The sequence below is a fragment of the Patulibacter ginsengiterrae genome, assembly GCF_056269115.1.
Genome location: NZ_JBWDOG010000005.1, coordinates 255,931 through 275,341, shown reverse-complemented (window position 1 = coordinate 275,341; position 19,411 = coordinate 255,931). Strand labels below are relative to the sequence as shown.

The 19,411-nt window shown below is 72.8% G+C and carries 21 protein-coding genes and 1 riboswitch; of the genes, 4 read left to right on the top strand and 17 right to left on the bottom strand.

The annotated features are described in order from the left end of the window. Nucleotides 1–18: 18 nt before the first annotated feature. The 4 genes from ACVUH9_RS10370 to ACVUH9_RS10355 are packed head-to-tail and all read right to left on the bottom strand — an operon-like array spanning nt 19 to nt 2,640. Entirely contained in the window at nt 19–702 is a 684-nt protein-coding gene (locus ACVUH9_RS10370) for an SRPBCC family protein (RefSeq protein ID WP_475756554.1), read from the bottom strand. 14 nt (nt 703–716) lie between these two features. Beyond that, nucleotides 717–1,076, bottom strand: a complete 360-nt coding sequence (gene crcB / locus ACVUH9_RS10365; RefSeq protein ID WP_475756552.1) for a fluoride efflux transporter CrcB — start codon at nt 1,074–1,076, stop codon at nt 717–719. After that, entirely contained in the window at nt 1,073–1,468 is a 396-nt protein-coding gene (gene crcB / locus ACVUH9_RS10360; RefSeq protein ID WP_475756550.1) for a fluoride efflux transporter CrcB, read from the bottom strand. The genes crcB (ACVUH9_RS10365) and crcB (ACVUH9_RS10360) overlap by 4 nt, the downstream gene beginning before the upstream one ends. Then, nucleotides 1,465–2,640: a DUF190 domain-containing protein gene (locus tag ACVUH9_RS10355; RefSeq protein ID WP_475756548.1), complete on the bottom strand. Its 1,176-nt coding sequence runs from the start codon at nt 2,638–2,640 to the stop codon at nt 1,465–1,467. Before ACVUH9_RS10355 ends, crcB (ACVUH9_RS10360) begins: the two co-directional genes overlap by 4 nt. Before the next feature lie 26 nt (nt 2,641–2,666). Next, a riboswitch (Fluoride riboswitch) is annotated at nt 2,667–2,731 on the bottom strand. A 167-nt stretch (nt 2,732–2,898) separates the two neighbouring features. Between ACVUH9_RS10355 and ACVUH9_RS10350 the strand changes: the two genes are divergently transcribed. Then, nucleotides 2,899–4,071, top strand: a complete 1,173-nt coding sequence (locus ACVUH9_RS10350) for an NAD(P)/FAD-dependent oxidoreductase (protein WP_475756546.1) — start codon at nt 2,899–2,901, stop codon at nt 4,069–4,071. Nucleotides 4,072–4,101: 30 nt separating this feature from the next. Further along, complete coding sequence (locus ACVUH9_RS10345; protein ID WP_475756544.1) at nt 4,102–5,001, top strand: hypothetical protein; 900 nt, start codon at nt 4,102–4,104, stop codon at nt 4,999–5,001. 105 nt (nt 5,002–5,106) lie between these two features. Here the strand turns inward: ACVUH9_RS10345 and ACVUH9_RS10340 are convergent, their stop codons facing one another. Then, on the bottom strand, nt 5,107–5,937 hold the full coding sequence (locus ACVUH9_RS10340; protein WP_475756542.1) for an alpha/beta hydrolase: 831 nt from the start codon (nt 5,935–5,937) through the stop codon (nt 5,107–5,109). Nucleotides 5,938–6,150: 213 nt separating this feature from the next. Here ACVUH9_RS10340 and ACVUH9_RS10335 point away from each other — a divergent pair, with 213 nt between their 5' ends. Beyond that, the gene (locus ACVUH9_RS10335) at nt 6,151–7,191 is read left to right on the top strand and encodes an aldo/keto reductase (protein WP_475756540.1); all 1,041 of its coding nucleotides are present in this window, start codon (nt 6,151–6,153) and stop codon (nt 7,189–7,191) included. A 37-nt stretch (nt 7,192–7,228) separates the two neighbouring features. Here ACVUH9_RS10335 and ACVUH9_RS10330 read toward each other — a convergent pair whose 3' ends face one another. The 11 genes from ACVUH9_RS10330 to ACVUH9_RS10280 form a co-directional block, all read right to left on the bottom strand. Next, on the bottom strand, nt 7,229–7,540 hold the full coding sequence (locus ACVUH9_RS10330; RefSeq protein WP_475756538.1) for a (2Fe-2S)-binding protein: 312 nt from the start codon (nt 7,538–7,540) through the stop codon (nt 7,229–7,231). 14 nt (nt 7,541–7,554) lie between these two features. Continuing rightward, nucleotides 7,555–8,499: a dihydrodipicolinate synthase family protein gene (locus tag ACVUH9_RS10325; protein WP_475756536.1), complete on the bottom strand. Its 945-nt coding sequence runs from the start codon at nt 8,497–8,499 to the stop codon at nt 7,555–7,557. Between the two features lie 11 nt (nt 8,500–8,510). Beyond that, entirely contained in the window at nt 8,511–9,779 is a 1,269-nt protein-coding gene (locus ACVUH9_RS10320) for an NAD(P)/FAD-dependent oxidoreductase (protein ID WP_475756534.1), read from the bottom strand. Next, nucleotides 9,772–11,256 (bottom strand): FAD/NAD(P)-dependent oxidoreductase, encoded by a 1,485-nt coding sequence (locus tag ACVUH9_RS10315; RefSeq protein ID WP_475756532.1) that lies wholly within the window; start codon nt 11,254–11,256, stop codon nt 9,772–9,774. The genes ACVUH9_RS10320 and ACVUH9_RS10315 overlap by 8 nt, the downstream gene beginning before the upstream one ends. 4 nt (nt 11,257–11,260) lie before the next feature. After that, nucleotides 11,261–12,139 carry an ABC transporter substrate-binding protein gene (locus ACVUH9_RS10310; protein ID WP_475756531.1) on the bottom strand — a complete coding sequence of 293 codons (879 nt, stop codon included), beginning with the start codon at nt 12,137–12,139 and terminating at the stop codon, nt 11,261–11,263. Nucleotides 12,140–12,180: 41 nt separating this feature from the next. Continuing rightward, complete coding sequence (locus tag ACVUH9_RS10305) at nt 12,181–12,951, bottom strand: amino acid ABC transporter permease (protein WP_475756529.1); 771 nt, start codon at nt 12,949–12,951, stop codon at nt 12,181–12,183. Then, the gene (locus ACVUH9_RS10300) at nt 12,951–13,694 is read right to left on the bottom strand and encodes an amino acid ABC transporter ATP-binding protein (RefSeq protein WP_475756569.1); all 744 of its coding nucleotides are present in this window, start codon (nt 13,692–13,694) and stop codon (nt 12,951–12,953) included. Before ACVUH9_RS10300 ends, ACVUH9_RS10305 begins: the two co-directional genes overlap by 1 nt. A 128-nt stretch (nt 13,695–13,822) precedes the next feature. Continuing rightward, nucleotides 13,823–14,569: an SDR family NAD(P)-dependent oxidoreductase gene (locus ACVUH9_RS10295; RefSeq protein WP_475756527.1), complete on the bottom strand. Its 747-nt coding sequence runs from the start codon at nt 14,567–14,569 to the stop codon at nt 13,823–13,825. After that, on the bottom strand, nt 14,559–15,341 hold the full coding sequence (locus ACVUH9_RS10290) for an SDR family NAD(P)-dependent oxidoreductase (protein WP_475756525.1): 783 nt from the start codon (nt 15,339–15,341) through the stop codon (nt 14,559–14,561). The genes ACVUH9_RS10295 and ACVUH9_RS10290 overlap by 11 nt, the downstream gene beginning before the upstream one ends. A 2-nt stretch (nt 15,342–15,343) precedes the next feature. Further along, nucleotides 15,344–16,138, bottom strand: a complete 795-nt coding sequence (locus ACVUH9_RS10285) for an SDR family NAD(P)-dependent oxidoreductase (protein WP_475756523.1) — start codon at nt 16,136–16,138, stop codon at nt 15,344–15,346. Beyond that, nucleotides 16,135–17,025, bottom strand: coding sequence for a TIGR03619 family F420-dependent LLM class oxidoreductase (locus ACVUH9_RS10280; protein WP_475756521.1), 891 nt, complete (start codon nt 17,023–17,025; stop codon nt 16,135–16,137). Before ACVUH9_RS10280 ends, ACVUH9_RS10285 begins: the two co-directional genes overlap by 4 nt. 323 nt (nt 17,026–17,348) lie before the next feature. Between ACVUH9_RS10280 and ACVUH9_RS10275 the strand changes: the two genes are divergently transcribed. Beyond that, on the top strand, nt 17,349–18,305 hold the full coding sequence (locus ACVUH9_RS10275; protein WP_475756519.1) for a VOC family protein: 957 nt from the start codon (nt 17,349–17,351) through the stop codon (nt 18,303–18,305). A gap of 262 nt (nt 18,306–18,567) precedes the next feature. Here the strand turns inward: ACVUH9_RS10275 and ACVUH9_RS10270 are convergent, their stop codons facing one another. After that, nucleotides 18,568–19,404, bottom strand: coding sequence for an IclR family transcriptional regulator domain-containing protein (locus ACVUH9_RS10270; RefSeq protein ID WP_475756516.1), 837 nt, complete (start codon nt 19,402–19,404; stop codon nt 18,568–18,570). Nucleotides 19,405–19,411: the final 7 nt, after the last annotated feature.

The following is a 19,411-nucleotide window of genomic DNA, read 5'->3' as shown; positions in this document are numbered from 1 at the left end:
CGGCACGTCAGCGGCAGGTCAGCGGTCCGTCCCGTCCCGCCCGCCGTCCTGCACCGCCGCGTCCCCGGCCAACCCCTCCGGCGCGGCCCCACCCCGCACGGCGTCGTCCGCCGCGACCTCGCGCACGGGGCGCTCCGGCCCCACGCCGCCCGCGCCCGGGTCCGGGACGGTCTCCGCCAGCGTCCGCAGCGCCGCCTCGAAGCCGCGCCGCAGCCACCAGCGGCCGCCGATCAGCAGCAGCGCCCGGTCGAGCGGTCCGGCCCGCAGGACCGTCGCCGTCAGCGTGACCGCCGTGCCGCCGGGAACCGGATCGAGCCGCCAGCGGACCCGGGCCCGGGTCCGTCGCCCGACCGTCGCCGTCCCCTCGATCGTCCGCTCCGGCTCGGTCGCCTCGACCGCCGCCCGGGTCGTCCGCGCGATCCCGAGCGGCCCGTGCACGCGCAGGACGCTCCCGTGGTGCCGCCCCGGCTCGCCCTCCAGGCGCACGACCCGCACGAACCGCTCGGCGATCCGCCAGTGGTTCTCGAGGTCGGCGAGGAAGCCGAACAGCGTCGCCGGTGCCACGGGGACGGTGCGGGCGGCCCGAATCGGCCGGCCGATCCCGTGCGCCCGCTCGTCGTGCGGAGCCGTGGCCTCAGCGGAGCGCCGCGACCAGCGGCGGGGGCGGGCGGCATCCTCGGGGCCTGCGTCCTCGAACGGCATCGGCCGCCAGCCTCTCAGCCCGCCAGCGCGCGACCGAGCGCGATCGCCGCCAGGCCGACCAGCAGGGCGACGACGACGTTGGCGATCGCCCATCGGCTCTGACGATCCTCGACCAGCCGCTGGGTCTCGAACATCCAGGTCGAGAAGGTCGTGTAGCCGCCAACCAGGCCCGTCCCCGCGACCAGGGTCGCGTCGGTCGAGGCCGCCAGCCCGGTCAGGACCCCGAGCAGGAACGCGCCCGAGAGGTTGACCGCCATCGTGCCGAGCGGGAGCGCCCGGCCGATCCGGCGCATCACCGCCCCGTCGACGAGGTAGCGCAGGAGCGCCCCGAGGGCGCCGGCGAGCCCGACCAGGACCGTCGTGCCCCCGCTCACGCCAGCACCCGGGCCCGACGGACGAGCTGCGAGGCGACGAAGACCGCGGCCAGACCGGCGACGATGCTGACCGTGGCGTACGCGAGGGCCAACCCGAACGCATCCGCGTCGAGCATCCGCAGCAGCTCGAGCTGCATCGTCGAGAAGGTCGTCAGGCCGCCGCAGAAGCCGGTCGCCAGCAGCGGCCGGCGGTAGGTCGTGACCGCGAGTCGCTCCTGCAGCCGGGTGAAGACGTAGCCGAGCGTGAACGCGCCGACGAGGTTGACCACCAACGTCGCCCATGGCCACGAGGTCGCGGCGTGGGGCCAGGCCTCCGCCAGCTCCGCCCGCAGGACCGCTCCGACGAAGCCTCCGACGAGGATCGCCGCCACCAACCGTGGATCGCGCGTCACCGGTCGGCCGCCAGCCGCAGCCCGCCCTCGTGACCGTCCGCGGTGGCGCGGCGGGCCGGGACGATCTCGCTGGTGACGAGGCCGGCCGTCCCAGTCAGCTCGTCGACGATCGCGAACAGCTCCGGGATCCGGCTCGGGCGGTCGACGATCGTGGTGATCACGGGCACGTGGCGGGTCGCCTGGAGGAAGCGGTCGCCATGCGGCGCGTGGTTGCCGTGGTAGCCCCAGACGCCGCTGAGGGTCGTCGCGCCGGAGCCGCCCGCCGCCTGCAGCTGGCGGATCAGCTCCTCGTGGACGCTGTGGCGGCCGTGGCGGTGGGCGTGGGAGCCGTGGACGGTCAGCTTCTGCCACAGCGAGAGGCCCTCGTGGTCCTCGTCCCGCAACAGCGGCGGGCGCGCGAGCAGCTCGCCGTCGCGCTTGCAGATCCGGACCCGCTCGGCGGTGATCAGCGGCCGTTCGAGCAGCACGCCGAGCTGTGCGACCGCGGCCGAGATCGGCCCGACGTCGCCGACGCTGAGGATCATCACCGGCACCTCGCGGTTGCCCGAGAGGAACGCCGCCCGCCGCCGCAGGCCGTGGCGCGTCCCGTCGACCCCGAGCAGCGCCGTCGCCCCCGCCACCCCCTGGTCGTGCAGCTCGGCGACGACCGCGCGCAGCGCCGGCTGGCCGTAGCGGGTCCGCTCGCGGCGGCCGACGTGGACCACCAGCCGGACCTGCTCGCCGGTCTCCTCCGCCAGCCGCAGCTCGCGGATCGCCTCGGCCGTCCGCTCCTCGGTCAGCTCCGGGTCCAGCAGCCGCACCCGTTCGACGGTGATCATGCCTCCGGTCTGGACGGCGACGACGTCGCGCAGGACCGCGTCGATCCGCTCGGCGGAGTCGATCGCGATCGAGACCAGCGGCGGGTCGAGCGAGAGGACCTCGATCTGCTCGCTGTGGAGCCGCTGCCTGCTCCCGAACCCCTCGCTGCCGCGGAGCACGATGCTCGCCTCCACGCGGTGGGCGGCGTAGATCTCCGCCAGCCGATCGCCGAGCAGCTGGCCGCCGTGACGATCGGCCTCGCCGTAGTAGCTGGTGATCTTCCGCTGCTCGCCGGAGCGCGGAGCGGACCCGGCGGTCGCGTCGGGGGCAAGGGGGCGAATGATGGCGCGGGCCGGAGTGGGAAGGAACGTCATGGCAGCCTCTACGAGCGTCGTTCGACGAAGTCGTAGAAGCCATCAGCGATCGGATCGCGGTTGTGGAGCGGGCCTCATCGCTCGTCGTCGCGCGTTGCGGGGCACCATCCATCCTGACAGATCACCCGCGCCCCTCGGGAACGTCTCGCGGCCACTCCCGGCGATCCGTCCGCCCGACGCGTGGCGCGCCACCAGGACGGGTAGAGGGTCGGCCATGACCGCCGTTCGGCCCCCGATCGACGTCGGCGAGGACCGCGCATGAACGCGAGCGACCGCCTGATCGTGATCGGCGGGGGAGCCGCCGGGCACACCGCCGCGATCGCCTATCGCGACGCTGGAGGGACCGGCGAGGTCCTGCTGCTGACCCGCGAGAACGCGCTGCCGTACGAGCGTCCGCCGCTGTCGAAGCAGTACCTGCGCGGGGAGATCGACTACGACGACCTGCCGCTCTCCGGCGCGGTCTGGCTCGCCGAGCGGGGGATCGAGGTCCGCCGGGCGACCGAGGTCGCACTGATCGATCCCGACCGCCGGACCGTCGCCCTGCTCGACGACCGGATCCTCGACTACGGCCACTGCATCCTCACCACCGGCTCGCTCCCGGTCCGTCCGTCGGTGCCGGGCGCCGACGACGAGCGGGTGCTGGTGCTGCGGTCGCTGGCCGACGGCGAGCGGCTGCGGGCCGCCGCCACGACCGCCCGCAGCGCGATCGTGGTCGGCTCCGGCTTCATCGGCTGCGAGGCCGCCTCCTCGCTCGCCGCGCGCGGCCTCGACGTCACGCTGGTGACCCCGGAGCCGACCCCGCACGAGTCGCGTCTGGGCGGATGGGTCGGGCGCCGGATCGCGGACTGGCTGGAGCAGGCCGGCGTCCACCTGCGGCTCGGCGAGCAGGCCTCGTGGATCGCCGAGGGACGCGTGGTCCAGCTCCCCTGCACCACGCTCGAAGCCGATCTGGTGCTGCTCGCGACCGGCGTCCGCCCCGACGTGATGCTCGCGACCCGCTCCGGGATCGCGCTCGACGACCAGCGGGTGCCGGTCGACGGGCGGATGCAGACCGTCCACGACGGCCTGCTCGCCGCCGGCGACGTCGCGCTCGTGCTCCACCCCACCGCCGGCCGCCGGCTGCGGGTCGAGCACTGGGGCGAGGCGCTGCGGATGGGCGAGGTCGCGGGCCGGACTGCGGCCGGCGAGGAGGACGCCTGGGACAACGCACCGGGGTTCTGGTCGACGATCGGCGGCCACACCCTGAAGCAGGTGGCCTGGGGCGACGGCTTCGACGAGATCCGCCACGTCGACCACGGCGACGGCTTCAGCGTCTGGTACGGCCGCGACGGCGTGACCGTCGGCGTCCTCACCTACGAGGCCGACGACGACTACGAGTGGGGGCGGCAGCTGGTCGAGGGCGGCAGGCCACTCCCCGAGGTCGGCGGTTGAGAGGGCCCCTGACGCTGTACCTTCGGGGGGATGTCCGTCGCCACCGTGATCGTCTCGGATCTGTGGCGCGAGTACGTCCAGGAGCCGGGCCGGCAGGGGATCTTCCTCGTCCTCGCCGCCTTCCTCGGCTCGTTCCTGTTCATCCGGACGAGCGCCCGGATGGCCCGCAGCGATCGCTTCCCGTGGTGGCCCGGCAGCGTCGTCACCGACAGCGGCGTGCACCTGCACCACCTGGTCTGGGGGATCGTCCTGATGATGGCCGGCGGCACCCTCGGGTTCGCGCTCGACGGGCGTCCGCCGTGGTTCGAGGTCAGCGCGGTGCTGTTCGGGATCGGGGTCGGACTGACCTTCGACGAGTTCGCGCTCTGGGTCTACCTGCGCGACGTCTACTGGGCGCGCGAGGGCCGGACCTCGATCGACGCGGTCGCGATCACCGCCGCGTTCATGGGCCTGGTGTTCTTCGGGATCAACCCGCTCCAGGTGACCGGCGACGACGTGCTCGCCACGCTCGTCTCCCTGGCCTACACCACCGGCGCCCTGCTGCTGACCGGGATCTGCTTCGCGAAGTCGCGGTTCTTCCACGGCTTCGCCGCCCTGGTCTTCTTCCCGATCGGGCTCTGGGCGCTGGCCCGGCTGGCGAAGCCGTCGTCGCCGTGGGCGCACTGGCGCTACGGGACCCGTGACCCGAAGCGCCAGGCCCAGGCCGAGGCGCGGTTCGGGCCCGACCGGCGGATGACCCAGCTCGTCGACCGGGTGCGGATGTTCGTCGGCGGGATCCCCCGCGACGTCGACCACCCGCTGCCGCCGCCCCCGGAGCGGGCGGCCCGGACCGAGCTCGAGGCGTCGGTCGAAGCCGCCCTCCACGTGCAGGCGCGGGCGATGGCCGAGGCCCAGGCGGCGTCGCGGCGGCGGCGCCACGGCGGCGACTAGCGGCGGCGGGCCTCCGCAGGCGAAGGCCGTCCGCGGACCGCGACCACGGCCGGGGCGACGTTCGCTCGGCGCCCCACGCCCTTCCGCACGGCGCCCATGCGGCACTCACGCGGGCGCTGCGGGCGCCGCGCCGGTGGCCTGACCGACCGCCCACCCGAGTGCGTAGTCAGCGATCTGCTCCCAGCCGTCGACGGCGGGGAGCAGGTGCGGGCCCGCGAACTCCTTGACCTCGGTGACGGTGTTCGACGTGTAGTGCTTGGCGTTGGACCGCTGGATCTTCGGCGGCATCAGGTGGTCTTCGCTGCCGGAGATGAACAGCAACGGCGCGCGGGCGTCGTTCTCGTAGTCGACCCAGGTGTCCTGGTGGCCGGGCTGGAGGTTCGCGAGCGCGCTGCCCCAGAAGATCCGGCCGGAGGTGGGGATCGCGTAGCGGTCGTACAGCTCCCGGGACCGCTCCTCGCTGAACGTGTTCGTGAACGCGTAGTGCCACTGCTCGTGCGTGAAGCCGACCGCCTTGTGGCGGTTCGCGGGGTTCTTCAGCACCGGGAACGTCGCCTTCAGCTGCGTGAGCGGCACGATCGGGACGCCCTCGGTCGGCGCCGAGTTGATCGCGACGCCGGCCGCCCCGAGGCCGCGGTCGAGCAGCAGCTGGACGAACGCGCCGCCGGCCGAGTGGCCGATCAGGATCGGCGGGGCGTCGAGCTCGCCGACGACCGCCCCCAGGCGCTCGAGGATCGCGGGCACGGTCAGCGCCTCGATCGGCGTGACGTCCGCGTTGAGCGCCTCGACCTCGACCTCGAAGCCGGGGTAGGCCGGCGCGAGCACGCGATAGCCCGCGCGCTCGTAGTGCGCGATCCAGTGCTCCCAGCTGCGCGGGGTCACCCAGAAGCCGTGGACCAGGACGATCGTGTCGGGGCCGTCGGGAGCGGGGCTCATGCGTTGTCCTCCAGGAAGGCGAGCAGGTCGGTTTCGAGCTGGGGACGGTATCGCCCGCTTGGGCGACGTCTCAGCGCATTCGGCGGACCATCCCCCGCGCCGGTCGCGCTGCTCGGACCCGACCGAGATAAGCGGAGAGGCTCTCCGCTACACTGACTGGACACCCTCTCCGCTTCTCGGCGAAGACGGAACCGCGACCTCCAAGGACCCCTCATGCACTACCGACCCCTCGGGCGCACCGGCGTCTCGGTCAGCCAGCTGTGCCTCGGCGCGATGATGTTCGGCGCCTTCGGCAACCCCGATCACGACGACTCGGCCAGGATCATCCACCGCGCCCTCGACGCGGGGATCAACGTCATCGACACCGCAGACGTCTACTCCGGCGGCGAGTCGGAGGAGATCGTCGGCAAGGCGCTGAAGCAGGGCAGCCGGCGCGAGAACGTGATCCTCGCCACCAAGGTCGGCCTGCCGTTCGGCGAGGACCCCAACCACCGTGGGGCCTCCCGGCGGTGGATCACCGAGGCCGTCGAGGGCTCGCTGCGGCGGCTGGGGACCGACTGGATCGACCTCTACCAGGTCCACCGCCTCGATCCGACCGTCGACATCGACGAGACCCTGGGCGTCCTGTCCGACCTGGTCCACGCCGGCAAGATCCGCGCCTTCGGCGCCTCGACGGTCGCCGCCTCCGAGATCGTCGAGGCCCAGTGGGCCGCCGAGCGCCGCGGCCGCGAGCGCTTCCGCACCGAGCAGCCGCCGTACTCGCTCCTGACCCGCGCCGTCGAGTACGACGTGCTGCCGACCAGCCTGCGCCACGGGATCGGCGTCCTGACCTACAGCCCGCTCGCCGGCGGCTGGCTGTCGGGCAAGTACCGCAAGGGCCGGGAGATCAGCGGTCCCGGCTCGGTCGCCCGGCAGCGCCGCTTCGCCGCGAACCTCGACGGGAGCTCCCCGGCGAACGCCCCCAAGCTCGATGCCGCCGACGCCCTCGGGGCGCTCGCCGACGAGGCCGGGATCACGCTCGTCCAGATGGCGATCGCCTTCGTCACCCGCCACCCGGCGGTCAGCTCGGCGATCGTCGGCCCGCGCACGATCGAGCACCTCGAGTCCTACCTGGCGGCCAGCGACGTCGACCTGCCCGGAGACCTGCTCGATCGGATCGACGAGATCGTCCCTCCCGGCCACACGGTCAACGTCGCCGACAACATGTGGGCGACGAGCACGCCGGCGTTGGACGCCGGCTCCCGCCGCCGCTAGGTCGACCGTGGTCCGCGGACCACGGTCGCGAGTGCGGCTAGGCCGCCGGGCGGCCGTAGCCCTCCTGGCGGGAGACGACCATCCCCTCCCGGATCCAGGTCATGCAGGAGCGCGTGTTCGGCACCCCGTCGACGATCACGAGGCAGTCGAAGCAGACGCCCATCCCGCAGAACACGCCGCGCGGCTCACCGGAGGCCGTCCGGCGGGTGGCCGCCTGGCCCTCGGCCAGCAGCACCGCCGCGACGCTCTCGCCGAGGTGCGCCTCGACGGGACGCCCGTCGAGCGTGATCGTCACCAGCGGCCCGCGCTCGAGCGCGGGCCCGAGGGCCGGTCGTCGGAGGAACGCCATCGCCGGGCTCTCGCTCAGGCCGCCGGGGCGTCCGCGGTCAGCAGGCCCTCTTCGACGAGCACGGCGCGCATCGCCTCGAGCGCGGCGGGATCGGTGATCGGCAGCCGCGGCCGACGGACCTGGCCGGTCGGCTGACCGAGCATCCCCATCAGGACCTTCAGCTGCGACTGGTAGGCGCCCCAGTGCCCGGCCCAACCGCCCGGCAGCCAGAGCTTGGGGAAGAGCGCGTCGGAGCGCTTGGCGTGCGCCTCCGGGTACTCCGTCTCGCCGCGCCAGTGGGCCTCCCAGAACTCCGGGTCGGGGCGGCCGTAGAGCGAGCCGCCGCCGATCGTGCCGTCGCCCCCGGACTCGCGCAGGACCTCGAGGCCGCGCTCGCTCATGAACGGACCGAAGACCCGGATCCGCCCGATCACGGCGCGGACCGTCGCGTAGAACTGCTCGGCGTCGGGGGTGCTGTCCTTCAGCGCGACGACGTTCTCGATCTCGGCCAGCTCGCTCGCGAGCTCGGTGCCGATGTCGACGCTGGTGCCGTGCGGCCAGTTGTAGACGACGATCGGACCGTCGACCAGGTCGCTGACGTCGGTGTAGAACTGAACGATCTCGTTCGGGAACGGCTTCGCGTAGGGCGGCGGCGTGATCGCGACCGCGTCGGCGCCGTGGGCGAGCGCGTGGTTGGCGATCTCGGCGGCCTCGATCGCGGTGTACGCGGAGCAGCCGACGAAGACCGTCAGCCGTCCTGCTGCCTGGTTCAGCGCGGTCTCGGCGACCAGCCGGCGCTCGGCCGGCGTCTGCGCGAACCACTCGCCGCAGGTGCCGTTGACCATGATCCCGTGCATGCCCTGGTCGACGTAGTGGTCGACGAGCGCGCGGATGCCGTCCTCGTCGACGGCGCCGTCCTCCCGGAACGGGGTGATGAAGGCGGGGAAGTAGCCCTTGAAGTCGACGTCGTTGCGGTCCATGAGTGGTCCTTCTAGGGGTTGTTCTTCGTGGGGGTCGGCGCGACCGCGGGCGGCGTACCGCGGTCGAGCGCGTAGCTGGGCGGGAACGGCGAGGCCGTCGCGCTGCCCGTCATCTGCTCGGCGAGCTGGCGGGCCAGCAGCGGGCTCAGCGTGAAGCCGGTCGAGGCGATGCAGGCGTGGTAGCCGGGCACGCGCTGCGATTCGCCGACCACGGGCGAGAGGTCGTCGGTGAAGACGATCACGCCCGACCAGGTGCGGACGACGCGGACGTCGGCCAGCAGCGGCATCACGCGCAGGGCGACCGCGGTGTTGCCGGCGGCGCTCTCCCAGGCCGTCGGGTAGCGCCGCGGCGGCGGGGCGGCCGGGGTCGGCCAGCCGCCGCCGATGATGAAGGTGTTGTTGGCCGACTGCTTGAGCGTCAGCCGGCGACCGATGTGCTGCACCATCGGCTCGAGGATCCGCTCGCGCTGCTCGGTCACGTTGACGTGCAGGCCCTCGCGCCGGACGGGCAGCCGCAGGCCGACCATCCGCCCCAGCTCGCCGGCCCAGGCGCCGCCGCAGTTGACCACCCGGCGGGCACCGATCGTGCCGGCGCTGGTGTGGACGCTGAACCGCCGGGCGCCGCCGTCGGGGTGCTCCTCGATCGCGGTCACCGGCGTCTGGGTGCGGACGACCGCGCCGTGCTCGACCGCGCGCAGGGCGTAGAGCGGGGCCGCGATCAGCGGATTGGCGTGGCCCTCCTGCGGGCAGTACGACGCCCCGGCCAGGTCCTCGGCCAGGTACGGCGCGCGCCGCCGCAGCTCGTCGCCGGTGACGACCTCGGTCTCGATCCCGACCTTGGCCTCCAGCTCCTGCTTGTCGCGCAGGATCTGGAGCTGCTCGGCCGTCTCGGCGACCATCCAGCCGCCGGTGTTGTGGACGTCGAGCGTGGCGCCCAGCTCCTCGTGGAGCGTGTCCCAGACGCGGAACGCGTCGAAGTTCAGCTTGGCCTCGGTCAGCAGCCGCTCGGTGTCGACGGCCGCGGACCCGGCCGCGGGCAGCTGGTGGATCGCCAGCTGGATGTGGAAGCTGCCGGCGTTGGTGCCCGACGCCTCGCGGTTGAGGTCGGCCCGGTCGAGCAGGACCACGTCGACCCCGTCGCGGGCCAGGTAGTAGGCCAGCGCGGTGCCGGCGATCCCGCCGCCGACGACGACCACGTCGGTGGAGTCGGGCAGCGGCTGCTGGGTCTGCTCGTACGAGAGCCAGGTCGGCGCCGGGTCGTTGACGTAGGGATCAGTCATCGGCCAGCTCTCCGGCGGGGACGTCGGCGTCGGCGCCGGTACGGGTGAACAGCGTCTTGCCGCCGACCGAGGCGTCGGCGATGCTCGCGATCGGGGTCGGGCGGACCGGCATCCGCGGGGTCGAGAACGAGCTGCCCGAGAGCGGCGTGCCGTGGCGGCGGGCGACCATCGAGGCCACCTGGCGCTGGCAGTTGCGGCCCTGGCAGAGGCCCATCCCGGCGCGGGTCATCGCCTTGACGACGTTGATGTCGGTGGTCGTCTCGACGATCGTGTCGAGCTGGCTGCGGCGGACCTCCTCGCAGCGGCAGACGACCGTCTCCGGGGTCGGCAGCTCGTAGACCCCGGGGCCGACGGCGTGCATCCGCTGCATCGCGTTCCCGAGCCCCTGACGACGACGGAGCCGGGTGCGGGCGGGGCGGGCCGCGGCGTTGGCCTGCTCGAGGCTCAGCGCGCCGAGGTCCATCGCGGCGCCGAGGCCGGCGATCCGGCCCTCGGGGATCGCCACGTCGGCGCCCTCGACGCCGGTCCCGTCGCCGGCCGCGAAGACGCCGCGGACGGACGTCCGCAGCCACGCGTCGCGCTCGACGACCGGGCCGCCGAGGTGCTCGTCGTAGCCCATTCGGCAGCCGGCCAGCCGCAGCAGCTCCATCGAGGGCACGAAGCCGTAGCCGACGCAGAGGGTGTCGACGGCGACGGTCTCCTCCGTCCCGGGGACGATCCGCCAGTCGCCGTCGACGGCGGCGTGGACGACCTGCTCGACGCGGTCCTCGCCCTCGGCCCGCACGATCATCCGCTGGTAGCGGAGCGGGATCCGGGCCCGCAGCAGGTGGCTGCGGTAGCGGATCGCGTCGCGCAGCAGCTGGCTGTTGCCGCGGGCGGCGGCGGCGATCCGGGCGACGTCGCCGAGCCGCGGGGCGGGGCCGGCCTCGAGCGCCTCGAGGATGTTGGCCCCGTAGCCGTGCAGCTGCGCGGGGAAGGCCAGCGCCAGCGGACCGGCACCGGCGAACAGGATCCGCTCGCCGGGCAGCACCCGCTGGGTCTTGATCAAGGTCTGCATGCCGCCGGCGGTCAGCACGCCGGGCAGCGTCCAGCCCGGGAAGACGACGGGCCGGTCGTGGGCGCCGGGGGCGAGCACGATCCGGCCGGCGCGGACGGTCCGCGCGGGGGCGCCGTCCTCGACCAGGACGACCTGGTCGCCCTCGATCGTGACGGCGCTGGTGCGCAGGTGGATCCGAGCGCCCGAGGCCTCCGCGGCTTCGATCAGCGCCCGGCCCTGCCGGTACTCGCGACCCATCGCCTGGGGGTCGCGGACGGTGAAGCCCGGGCCGGGCTGCTTGTAGATCTGCCCGCCCAGGCTTACCCGCTCGTCGACGAGGCTGACGTCGAGCCCGGCCTCCGCCGCGGCGGCAGCGGCCGACATGCCGGCCGGTCCACCGCCGACGACGACGAGGTCGCGGTACTCGACGTCACGCGTCATCGGCTCAGCAGCCCTTGGGCATCGGCGGGAACTCGGTGACCGCGAAGTTCTTCTTGTAGAGCTTCGCGAGCGTGCCGTCGTTCTGCACCGTGCAGAGGAAGCCGTCGAGCTTCGTGACGAGCGCGTCGTTGCCCTTCTGGACGCCCCACGAGCCGTACTGGATGTCCAGCGGCTTGGCGAACGGCGCCTTCACGAGCTGGCCGGGGTTGGCGGCCTGGTAGCGGGCGAGGATGTAGTCCTCGAGCACGCTGGCGTTCGCGCGCTTCGTCGCGACCTGCAGGAGGGCGGCGTTCTGCTCGCTGAAGCCGGTCAGCTTCGCCTTCGGGAACAGCTTCTTGGCCAGCGACTCGCCGGTCGAGCCCTGGAGCGCCGTGAACGACTTGCCCGAGTTGTTGAAGGCCTCGATCGTGCCCGGGGTCGTGTCGCCCTTGGCGACCGCGACGACCTGCGTGTACGGGACGTACCCGCGGGTGAAGTCGATCGCGTTCTTGCGCTCGGGGGTCGGCGAGAGGCCGACGGAGACCATGTCGAACTTCTTGCTCTGGAGGCCCGGGATCAGGCCGTTGAAGTCGAGGTTCTCGATCTTCAGCTTGACGCCCAGCTGCTTGGCCAGGACGTTCAGCAGGTCGACGTCGTAGCCGGCCGGCTTGCCGTTCTTGAGGTACATCTCCGGCTCGAACTGGAGGTTCATGCCGACGGTCAGCGTGCCCGGGGTCTGCAGACCCAGGTCCGCCGACTTGCTGGAGCTGTCGCCCGACGCGGCGTTGGCCGACTTGTCGTCGTCCGATGATCCGCAGGCGGTGAGGGTGAGGGCGATCGCGGCGGTGGCGGCCGCGATCGAGGCCCGCCGGGCGTGCCGGCGGAACCGCGTGGTGGTGGTCATGGAAGGGTCTCCTTCGGGGATCTGCGGAACGCGAGCGGTGCTCACGCTGCTGCGTTGGTCGACTGCGGAGGGGCCGACATGCTGTCGATGATGGCCTGGATCCGCTGCTGACGACGACGGCGAATCGCTCGCGAGAGACGCCCGTTGGGCGGGCTCTCCAGCGTGCGCTCGATGAGGCGGAAGAGGAAGTCGAGAATGAACGCGACGATCACGTACAGGGCCGCGGCGGCCGTGTAGAGGACGAACGGCTGGAAGGTGCTGGCGACGAGGTTCTGCGTCACGCGGACGACCTCGAGCAGACCGATCACGGTGAAGGTCGAGGTGTCCTTGACCATCCCGATGAACATGTTGCCGACGTTCGGCAGCGCGATCTTGATCGCCTGCGGCAGGGTGATCGAGATGAAGATCCGGACCGGCCGCATGCCGAGGGCGAGGCCCGCCTCCTTCTGTCCGGGCGGCACCGCGTTCAGCGCCGAACGGAAGATCTCGGCCAGGAACGCGCTGTACAGCAGCGAGAGCGCGATCACACCGGCCTGGAAGACCGTGAAGCTGACGCCGAGCAGCAGCGAGACGCCGAAGTAGACCCAGATCACGCTGACCAGGGCCGGCACGCCACGGAAGACGTTGATGTAGATCGCCGCGATCCAGGAGAACGGCGCGGGCCGCATCCGGAGCAGGGCGAGGGCCATGCCCGCGACGACCGAGATCACCAGCGCGACGCCGGCCACCCCCATCGCGGTCATCAGGCCGTCGAGGAGCATCGTCCGGTTCTCCCAGACGAGCCCCCAGTCGTAGTTGGTCGCGAGAGGCATCAGAGGACCGCCGAGAGGAATTTCTGGGTACGGGGGTTGAGGCACTGGTCGAAGAAGCCGCGCGGGCCGCTCTCGACCACGACGCCGTCCTCCATGAAGACGTTGAGGTCGCCGATCTCACGGGCGAAGCCGAGCTCGTGGGTGACGATCACCATCGTCATCCCCATCTCGGCGACCTCGCGCATCGTCGCGAGCACGTCGCCGACGAGCTCGGGGTCGAGCGCGGAGGTCGGCTCGTCGAAGAGCATCACCTTCGGGTCGAGCGCCAGCGCACGGGCGATCGCGACCCGCTGCTGCTGTCCACCGGAGAGCTGCTTCGGGTAGTGCCCGGCGCGCGGCAGCAGACCGACGCGGCGGAGCGCCTCGGCCGAGCGCTGCTCGGCCTCGTCGCGCTTGACGCTGCGCACGGAGCGCAGCGGCAGGCAGACGTTCTCCAGCGCCGTGAGGTGCGGGAAGAGGTTGAAGGACTGGAAGACCATGCCGACCGAGCGCCGCAGGTCGAGCGGCTTGCCGCGCGGGACCGAGGCCTCGCCGGGCAGACCGGGGCCGTACTCGACGCCGGCGACCCGGAGCGAGCCCGAGGTCGGCTGCTCGAGCAGGTTGATGCTCCGCAGGACCGTCGACTTGCCGGAGCCGGAGGGACCGAAGAGGACGACGTGCTCGCCCTGCTGGACGCGCAGGTCGATGCCCTTCAGGACCTCGAGGTCGCCGAACGACTTGCGCAGCTCGCGCAGCTCGATGATCGGCTCGCCCGCGTCGGAGGAGGCGGCGTGCGCGGGCGTGGGATGGGTGTCAGGGGGCTGCGACACGGTCGGGGCTGCTCTCATTCGCGTGCGTCAGGTGGTCAGGTGAGGGAGGGTTCGCGGCCCGCCTACGCGAGCCAACCGCCATCGACGACGAGGATGTGGCCGGTCACGTACGACGATGCGTCGGACGCGAGCCAGGCAACGGCTTCGCCGATCTCGGTCGGCCGGCCCAGACGCCCGAGCGGGATCCGGGTGGTCGCCAGGTTGGCGAAGCCGTCCGCGGTCAACAGCGGCTTGGTCAGCTCGGTCTCGAGCGTTCCCGGAGCCACGCCGTTGACCCGCACCCCCGTCCGCGCGACCTCTTTGGCGGCGGCCTGGGTGATCATGCGTACGGCGGTCTTCGACGTATCGTAGACGGTCATATCGCTCGTCGACGCGGTAAACGACGAGGTCGAGCAGATGTTGACCACGTTTCCGGTCCCCCGCGGGATCATCGCCCGCAGTGCGGCCTGCACCATGAAGAAGGTTCCGCGCACGTTGACGTTGGTGACGCGGTCGTACTCGGCCGGCGTCACCTCGACCATCGGGCCGGACGACGCCAGCGCGGCGTTGTTGACGACGGTCGTCAACGGGGTCGCGGCGTCGAGCTCGGCGACGACGGCTGCGGCGGCCTCGACGTCGGAGACGTCGATCTGGATCGCGCGGGCGCGGTGACCGGCGGCGACCAGCTCGGCGGCGGTCGCCTCGGCCAGCGCGAGCTGGACGTCGGCGATGACGACGTCGTCGCCGCGGGCGGCGAGGACGCTGGCGATCCCGCGGCCGATGCCGCGAGCGCCTCCGGTCACGAGGGCGACGGGGGAATCAGCGGACATACGAGGCTCCGTTGAGGTCGAGCGTGGCGCCCGAGAGGTTGGGACAGGCGTCGCTGGCCAGGAAGGTGATCAGGCCTGCGACCTCCTCCGGCTCGATCAGCTTGCCGGAGGCGAGACCTTCGGCGACCGCCTCGGCTCCGCCGCGATCGGCGGCCGAGGCTTCCATCATCTCCGTCCGGACGAGGCCCGGAGCGATCACGTGGACGCGGACGCCGTCGCGGGCGTGGTTGCGCGCGACGGTCTGGGCGAGGTTGCGGATCGCGGCCTTCGAGGCCGCGTAGGCGGGCAGGTCGGCGACCCGCGAGCCCTGCTGAGCGGCCCAGCTGGAGAGCACGACGATCGTGCCCCCGCCGTGGGCGACGAAGTGGTTGACGGCCTCGCGCAGGAGCGAGGCCGGCTCCAGCAGGTTGACGCGGAGGGCGGTCTCCCAGCCGGCGTCCCAGCTCGCGTCGTCGCCGTCGATCGGCGTCGACGGCATGATCCCGGCGTTGAGCACGAGCACGTCGATCCGCTCGCGCCAGGCGGTCGCGGCCTGCCACAGCTCGCGACCGGCGCCGGGCACGGCGAGGTCGGCCTGGGCGAGCAGGCGCTGTGCCTCCGGCAGGGCGGCGGTCGCCGCGTCGGCGCCGTCGCGACCGCTGCGGTAGTGCGCGACGACCGAGGCGTCGGCGGCGGCCAGGGCCCGCGCCGTCGCCGCACCGATCCCGCGCGATGCTCCGGTCAGCAGCACGCTGCGACCGGTCAAGGAGATCGAGGAGCGCGTACTGGGCATACCTAGATGATCCCGCCGTCGACGGGCAGCAACTGGCCCGTGATCCCGCCCGCGAGACCGCTGGCGAGGAACAGGACCGCACCGGCGACGTCGTCGGGGGTGGCGATCCGGCCGAGCGCGGTGCCCGCGGCGGCGCCGGCGAGCGCGTCCTCGACCGGCAGGCCGTCGCCGGCGGCCCGAGCGGCCATCCGCGCCAGCAGGGCCTCGGTCGCGATCGGCCCGGGGGCGACCGCGTTGACGCGGACGCCGGCCTTGCCGAGCGAGAGCGCCGCCGAGCGGACGATCCCGAGCACGGCGTGCTTGCTGGCGGCGTAGCTGGTGAGGTTGGCGTCGCCGCGCCAGGAGTTGAGCGAGGCGGCCGCGACGATCGAGGCGTCGTCGCTCAGCCGCGGGGCGGCGTGCTTGATCGTCGAGGCGACCCCGCGGGCGTTGACGGCCAGGACCTGGTCGAACTCGTCGAGGTCGAGCTCGGCGATCGGGCGCCAGCGCGGCACGATCCCGGCGGCCGCGACGACCACGTCGATCCGCGGGAAGAGGCCGTCGATCGCGGTGAAGGCCTCGGCGACGGCGGCGTCGTCGGTGACGTCGACGGCGAGCGCGCCCCAGCCCTCGGGCACGGGGGTCTCGCGGGTCACGGCGCGGTCGAGCACGACGCCGTTGGCGCCCTCGGCGGCACAGAGGCGGGCGACGGCGGCGCCGATCCCGCTGGCGCCGCCGGTCACGACGACGTTGCGGCCCCGGAGCAGGCCGCTGGCGGCGGAGTGCGGGTCGGGTGCGTGGACGTCGGGGCCGGTCATACCGAGACCGCCGCGTCGCGGAGCAGGTCGTGGTCGGCCTTCAGGTCGCCACCGTCGCGGACGACGTCGACGATGATCTCGTCGACCCCGGCCCGGACCAGGTCCGGGATCCGCTGGGCGACGACGTCGCAGGCGCCGGCCGACTCGACGAGCCGCAGCACCAGCCGCAGCGCCTGCGGGTCACGGCCGGCCTCGGTCGCGGCGGCGGCCATCGCCGCCTTGCCCGCGGCGAGCTCGTCGGTGTCGATCTCCGGCACGGCCTGCTGGGCCAGCCAACCGTCGCCGAGGCGACCGGCGCGCCGGAGCGCGATCGGCGAGTGGCCGCCGACCAGCAGCGGGATCGTCGAGGTCGCCGGGGGCAGGCAGAGCGTGTCCGCGGCGAGCTCGTAGCGCTCGGAGGAGTGAGCGGCCGGGGTCCCGGTCCAGCACTCGCGGAGGATCTTCATCCACTCCGCCATCCGTGCGCCGCGCTTCTCGAACGGGACGTTGAGCGCCTCGAACTCCTCGCGCAGCCAGCCGGCGCCGACGCCGAGCGAGAGCCGCCCACCGCTGATCACGTCGATCGTGGCGGCCTGCTTGGCCAGCATCACCGGGTTGCGCAGCGGCAGCACCAGCGCGGCGGTGCCGAGCGTGGCCCGCTCGGTCGCGGCGGCCATCAGCGCCAGCGCGATCAGGGCCTCGAAGTAGGGGGTGTCGGTCGCCCAGGTCGCCTTGCCGTCCTCGGCGAACGGGTAGTGCGACTCGATCGTCCGCGGCAGGACGACGTGGTCGCTGACCCACAGCGACTCGAACCCGACGTCCTCCAGGTCGCGCGCCATCGTGGGGATCCCGATCGACGTCGGGAGCGGCCCGCTGTTCGGGACCTTGGCACCGAGACGGAGCGTCATCGCGTGCCCTTCGCCGGGCGCGCAACCTCGCCGACCGTGGGCGAAGCACCCGGGTCGGACGTGACGGAGAAGCGAAGCATTGACGGCACGATAAGTGAGAACGCTCCGCTCGTCAAGCGCACAGTTGGTCGCAGTGCGTGCATTCGACCACGGAAATGCGCGGATTGCGGCTACTTGTGCGTTCTGCGAGCATTCATGCAGCGCCCGTGAAATCCACGCGCGCCAGACTGGAACCAGTAGGAAGAACACAGGCGGGCACCGCGCTCCGGCGCCCGCGGAACCCGGTGTCGTCGCCGCGACGGCACCCGAGAAGAGGGCACGGGATGGCCGCAGACCGCAGTCACGGAACCATGATCGGCGTCGACCACATCGGGGTCGGGGTCACGGACATGGAGCGATCGCTCGCCTTCTACCGGGCGATCGGCTTCACCGAGGTCGCCTTCGACCACAGCGGGCCGCTGCCCGGCCTCGAGGCCGTCGCCGGCCGCTCCGGCACCGAGGCCCGGGTCGTGCTGCTGCGCAGCGCCAACGCGACCCCGCTCGGCCCGGCGGCGATCAAGCTCGTCCAGACCAGCGACCGGACCCCGCCGCCGATGCCCGAGGGCATGGCCTGGGGCGAGCTCGGGATCTGCGAGGTCTGCCTCCACGTCAAGGACCAGCCGGCGATGTACCGGCGGATGGTCGACGAGATCGGCGCCGCCAGCCTGATGGAGCCCGACGAGTCGCTGGTGCCGCCGCTCGACACCCGCTGCAGCATGTCCTACGTCGCCGACCCCGACGGCGCCAAGATCGAGATGATCGACTGGGCCGACCTCCAGCAGGGCTGGCCCGCCGAACCCGGCTTCCAGGGCGTCAACCACGTCGCCTTCGGCGTCAAGGACATCGAGCGCTCGCGCGCCTTCTACCGCGCGCTCGGCTTCACCGGCCAGCTGTTCGAGACCAACGGCCGGCTCGACTCGATGGACCCGTGGTTCGCCCCGCGGACGCCGCCGAGCCAGCACATGATGCTGTTGACCAACCCCCACGGCGGCGGCCTCGAGCCGGTCCAGCACGACCCGCCGTCGCCGGACATGCGCGGCGAGTGGGGCCACGTCGGGCCGTTCGAGTTCGCGATCGGCGCCCGCAACCTCGAGCTGGCGGTCGCGCACCTGCGCGCGCAGGGCGCCGAGCTGCTCTGCGAGCCGCAGACGATCGACCTCGGCGACGGCGCGAGCTGGCGCTACGCCTACTTCCAGGACCCGGACGACCTCTTCGTCTCGGTCACCGAGGTCCGGGCCTAGCCGGTTGGCGCTGAGGCGGCCGTGGACGCGGCGCATCTCGGGCCGGCTGACGCTCGGCAGGCCTGGCGGCCAGCTCTCGCATCATCCGCCCCGACCTGCTTGGTCCACGATCACCTCAGCGCCAACCGCCGCCTCGCACCAACTGGCGTCAGCTTCTGGCGTCAGACGAGCCCGGATAGCGACGCAACCTGACGCCAGTTCGGCCAGCCGACGCAATCTGACGCCAGTCCTCCCGTGGTCGCGTTCGCTCCGCTCCCGCGGATCAGCGGGCGGGCCCGGTGTTTCGCTCGACCGACCCCGACAGGCCCGCCTCGATGTTCGTCGCCGCCTGCTGGACCGCGGGCAGCAGGCCGCGCATGTCCTCCGCCGACTTGCGGCCGATGTGGGTCGAGACGTTGATCGCCGCGACGACCCGGCGCGAGCGGTCGCGGACCGGGACGGCGAGCGCGATCAGGCCCTCCTCCAGCTCCTGGTCGACCATCGCGTAGCCCTGCTCGCGGATCCGCAGGATCTCCTCGCGCAGGCGGGTCGGGTCGGTGATCGTACGGGGCAGCAGCGCCGGCATCTTGACGCGGGCGAGGTAGCGCTCGAGCGCGTCGTCGGGCAGTCCGGCCAGCAGCACGCGACCGAGCGCGGTCGCGAAGGCGGGCATCCGCGCGCCGACGTTGACCGAGATCGTCATCAGCGCCGGCCCGGGGACCCGGACCACGTAGACGACGTCGCCGCCGTCGAGGATCGCGCCCTCGCTGGCCTCCTGGGCGTCGGTCACCAGCTGCTCGAGGTGCGGCAGCGCGACCTCGGGGAACGACAGCGCCGAGAGGTACGAGTACCCCAGCTCCAGCACCCGCGGGGTCAGCTCGTAGCGGCGCCCGTCGGTGGTCACGTAGCCGAGCTCGACCAGCGTCAGCAGGAACCGTCGTGCCGCCGCCCGGGTCAGACCGGTCATCTGGGCGATCTCCGTGACCGTCAGCGACGGGGTCTTGGCGCTGAAGACGCGGATGATCGCCAGGCCGCGCTCGAGCGACTGGACGAAGTCGCGCGACCGCGCGGGGGCCTCGTCGTCGTCCGCCGTCGCGGGGCCTGGGCTGCTCGTACTCACGGGCGCA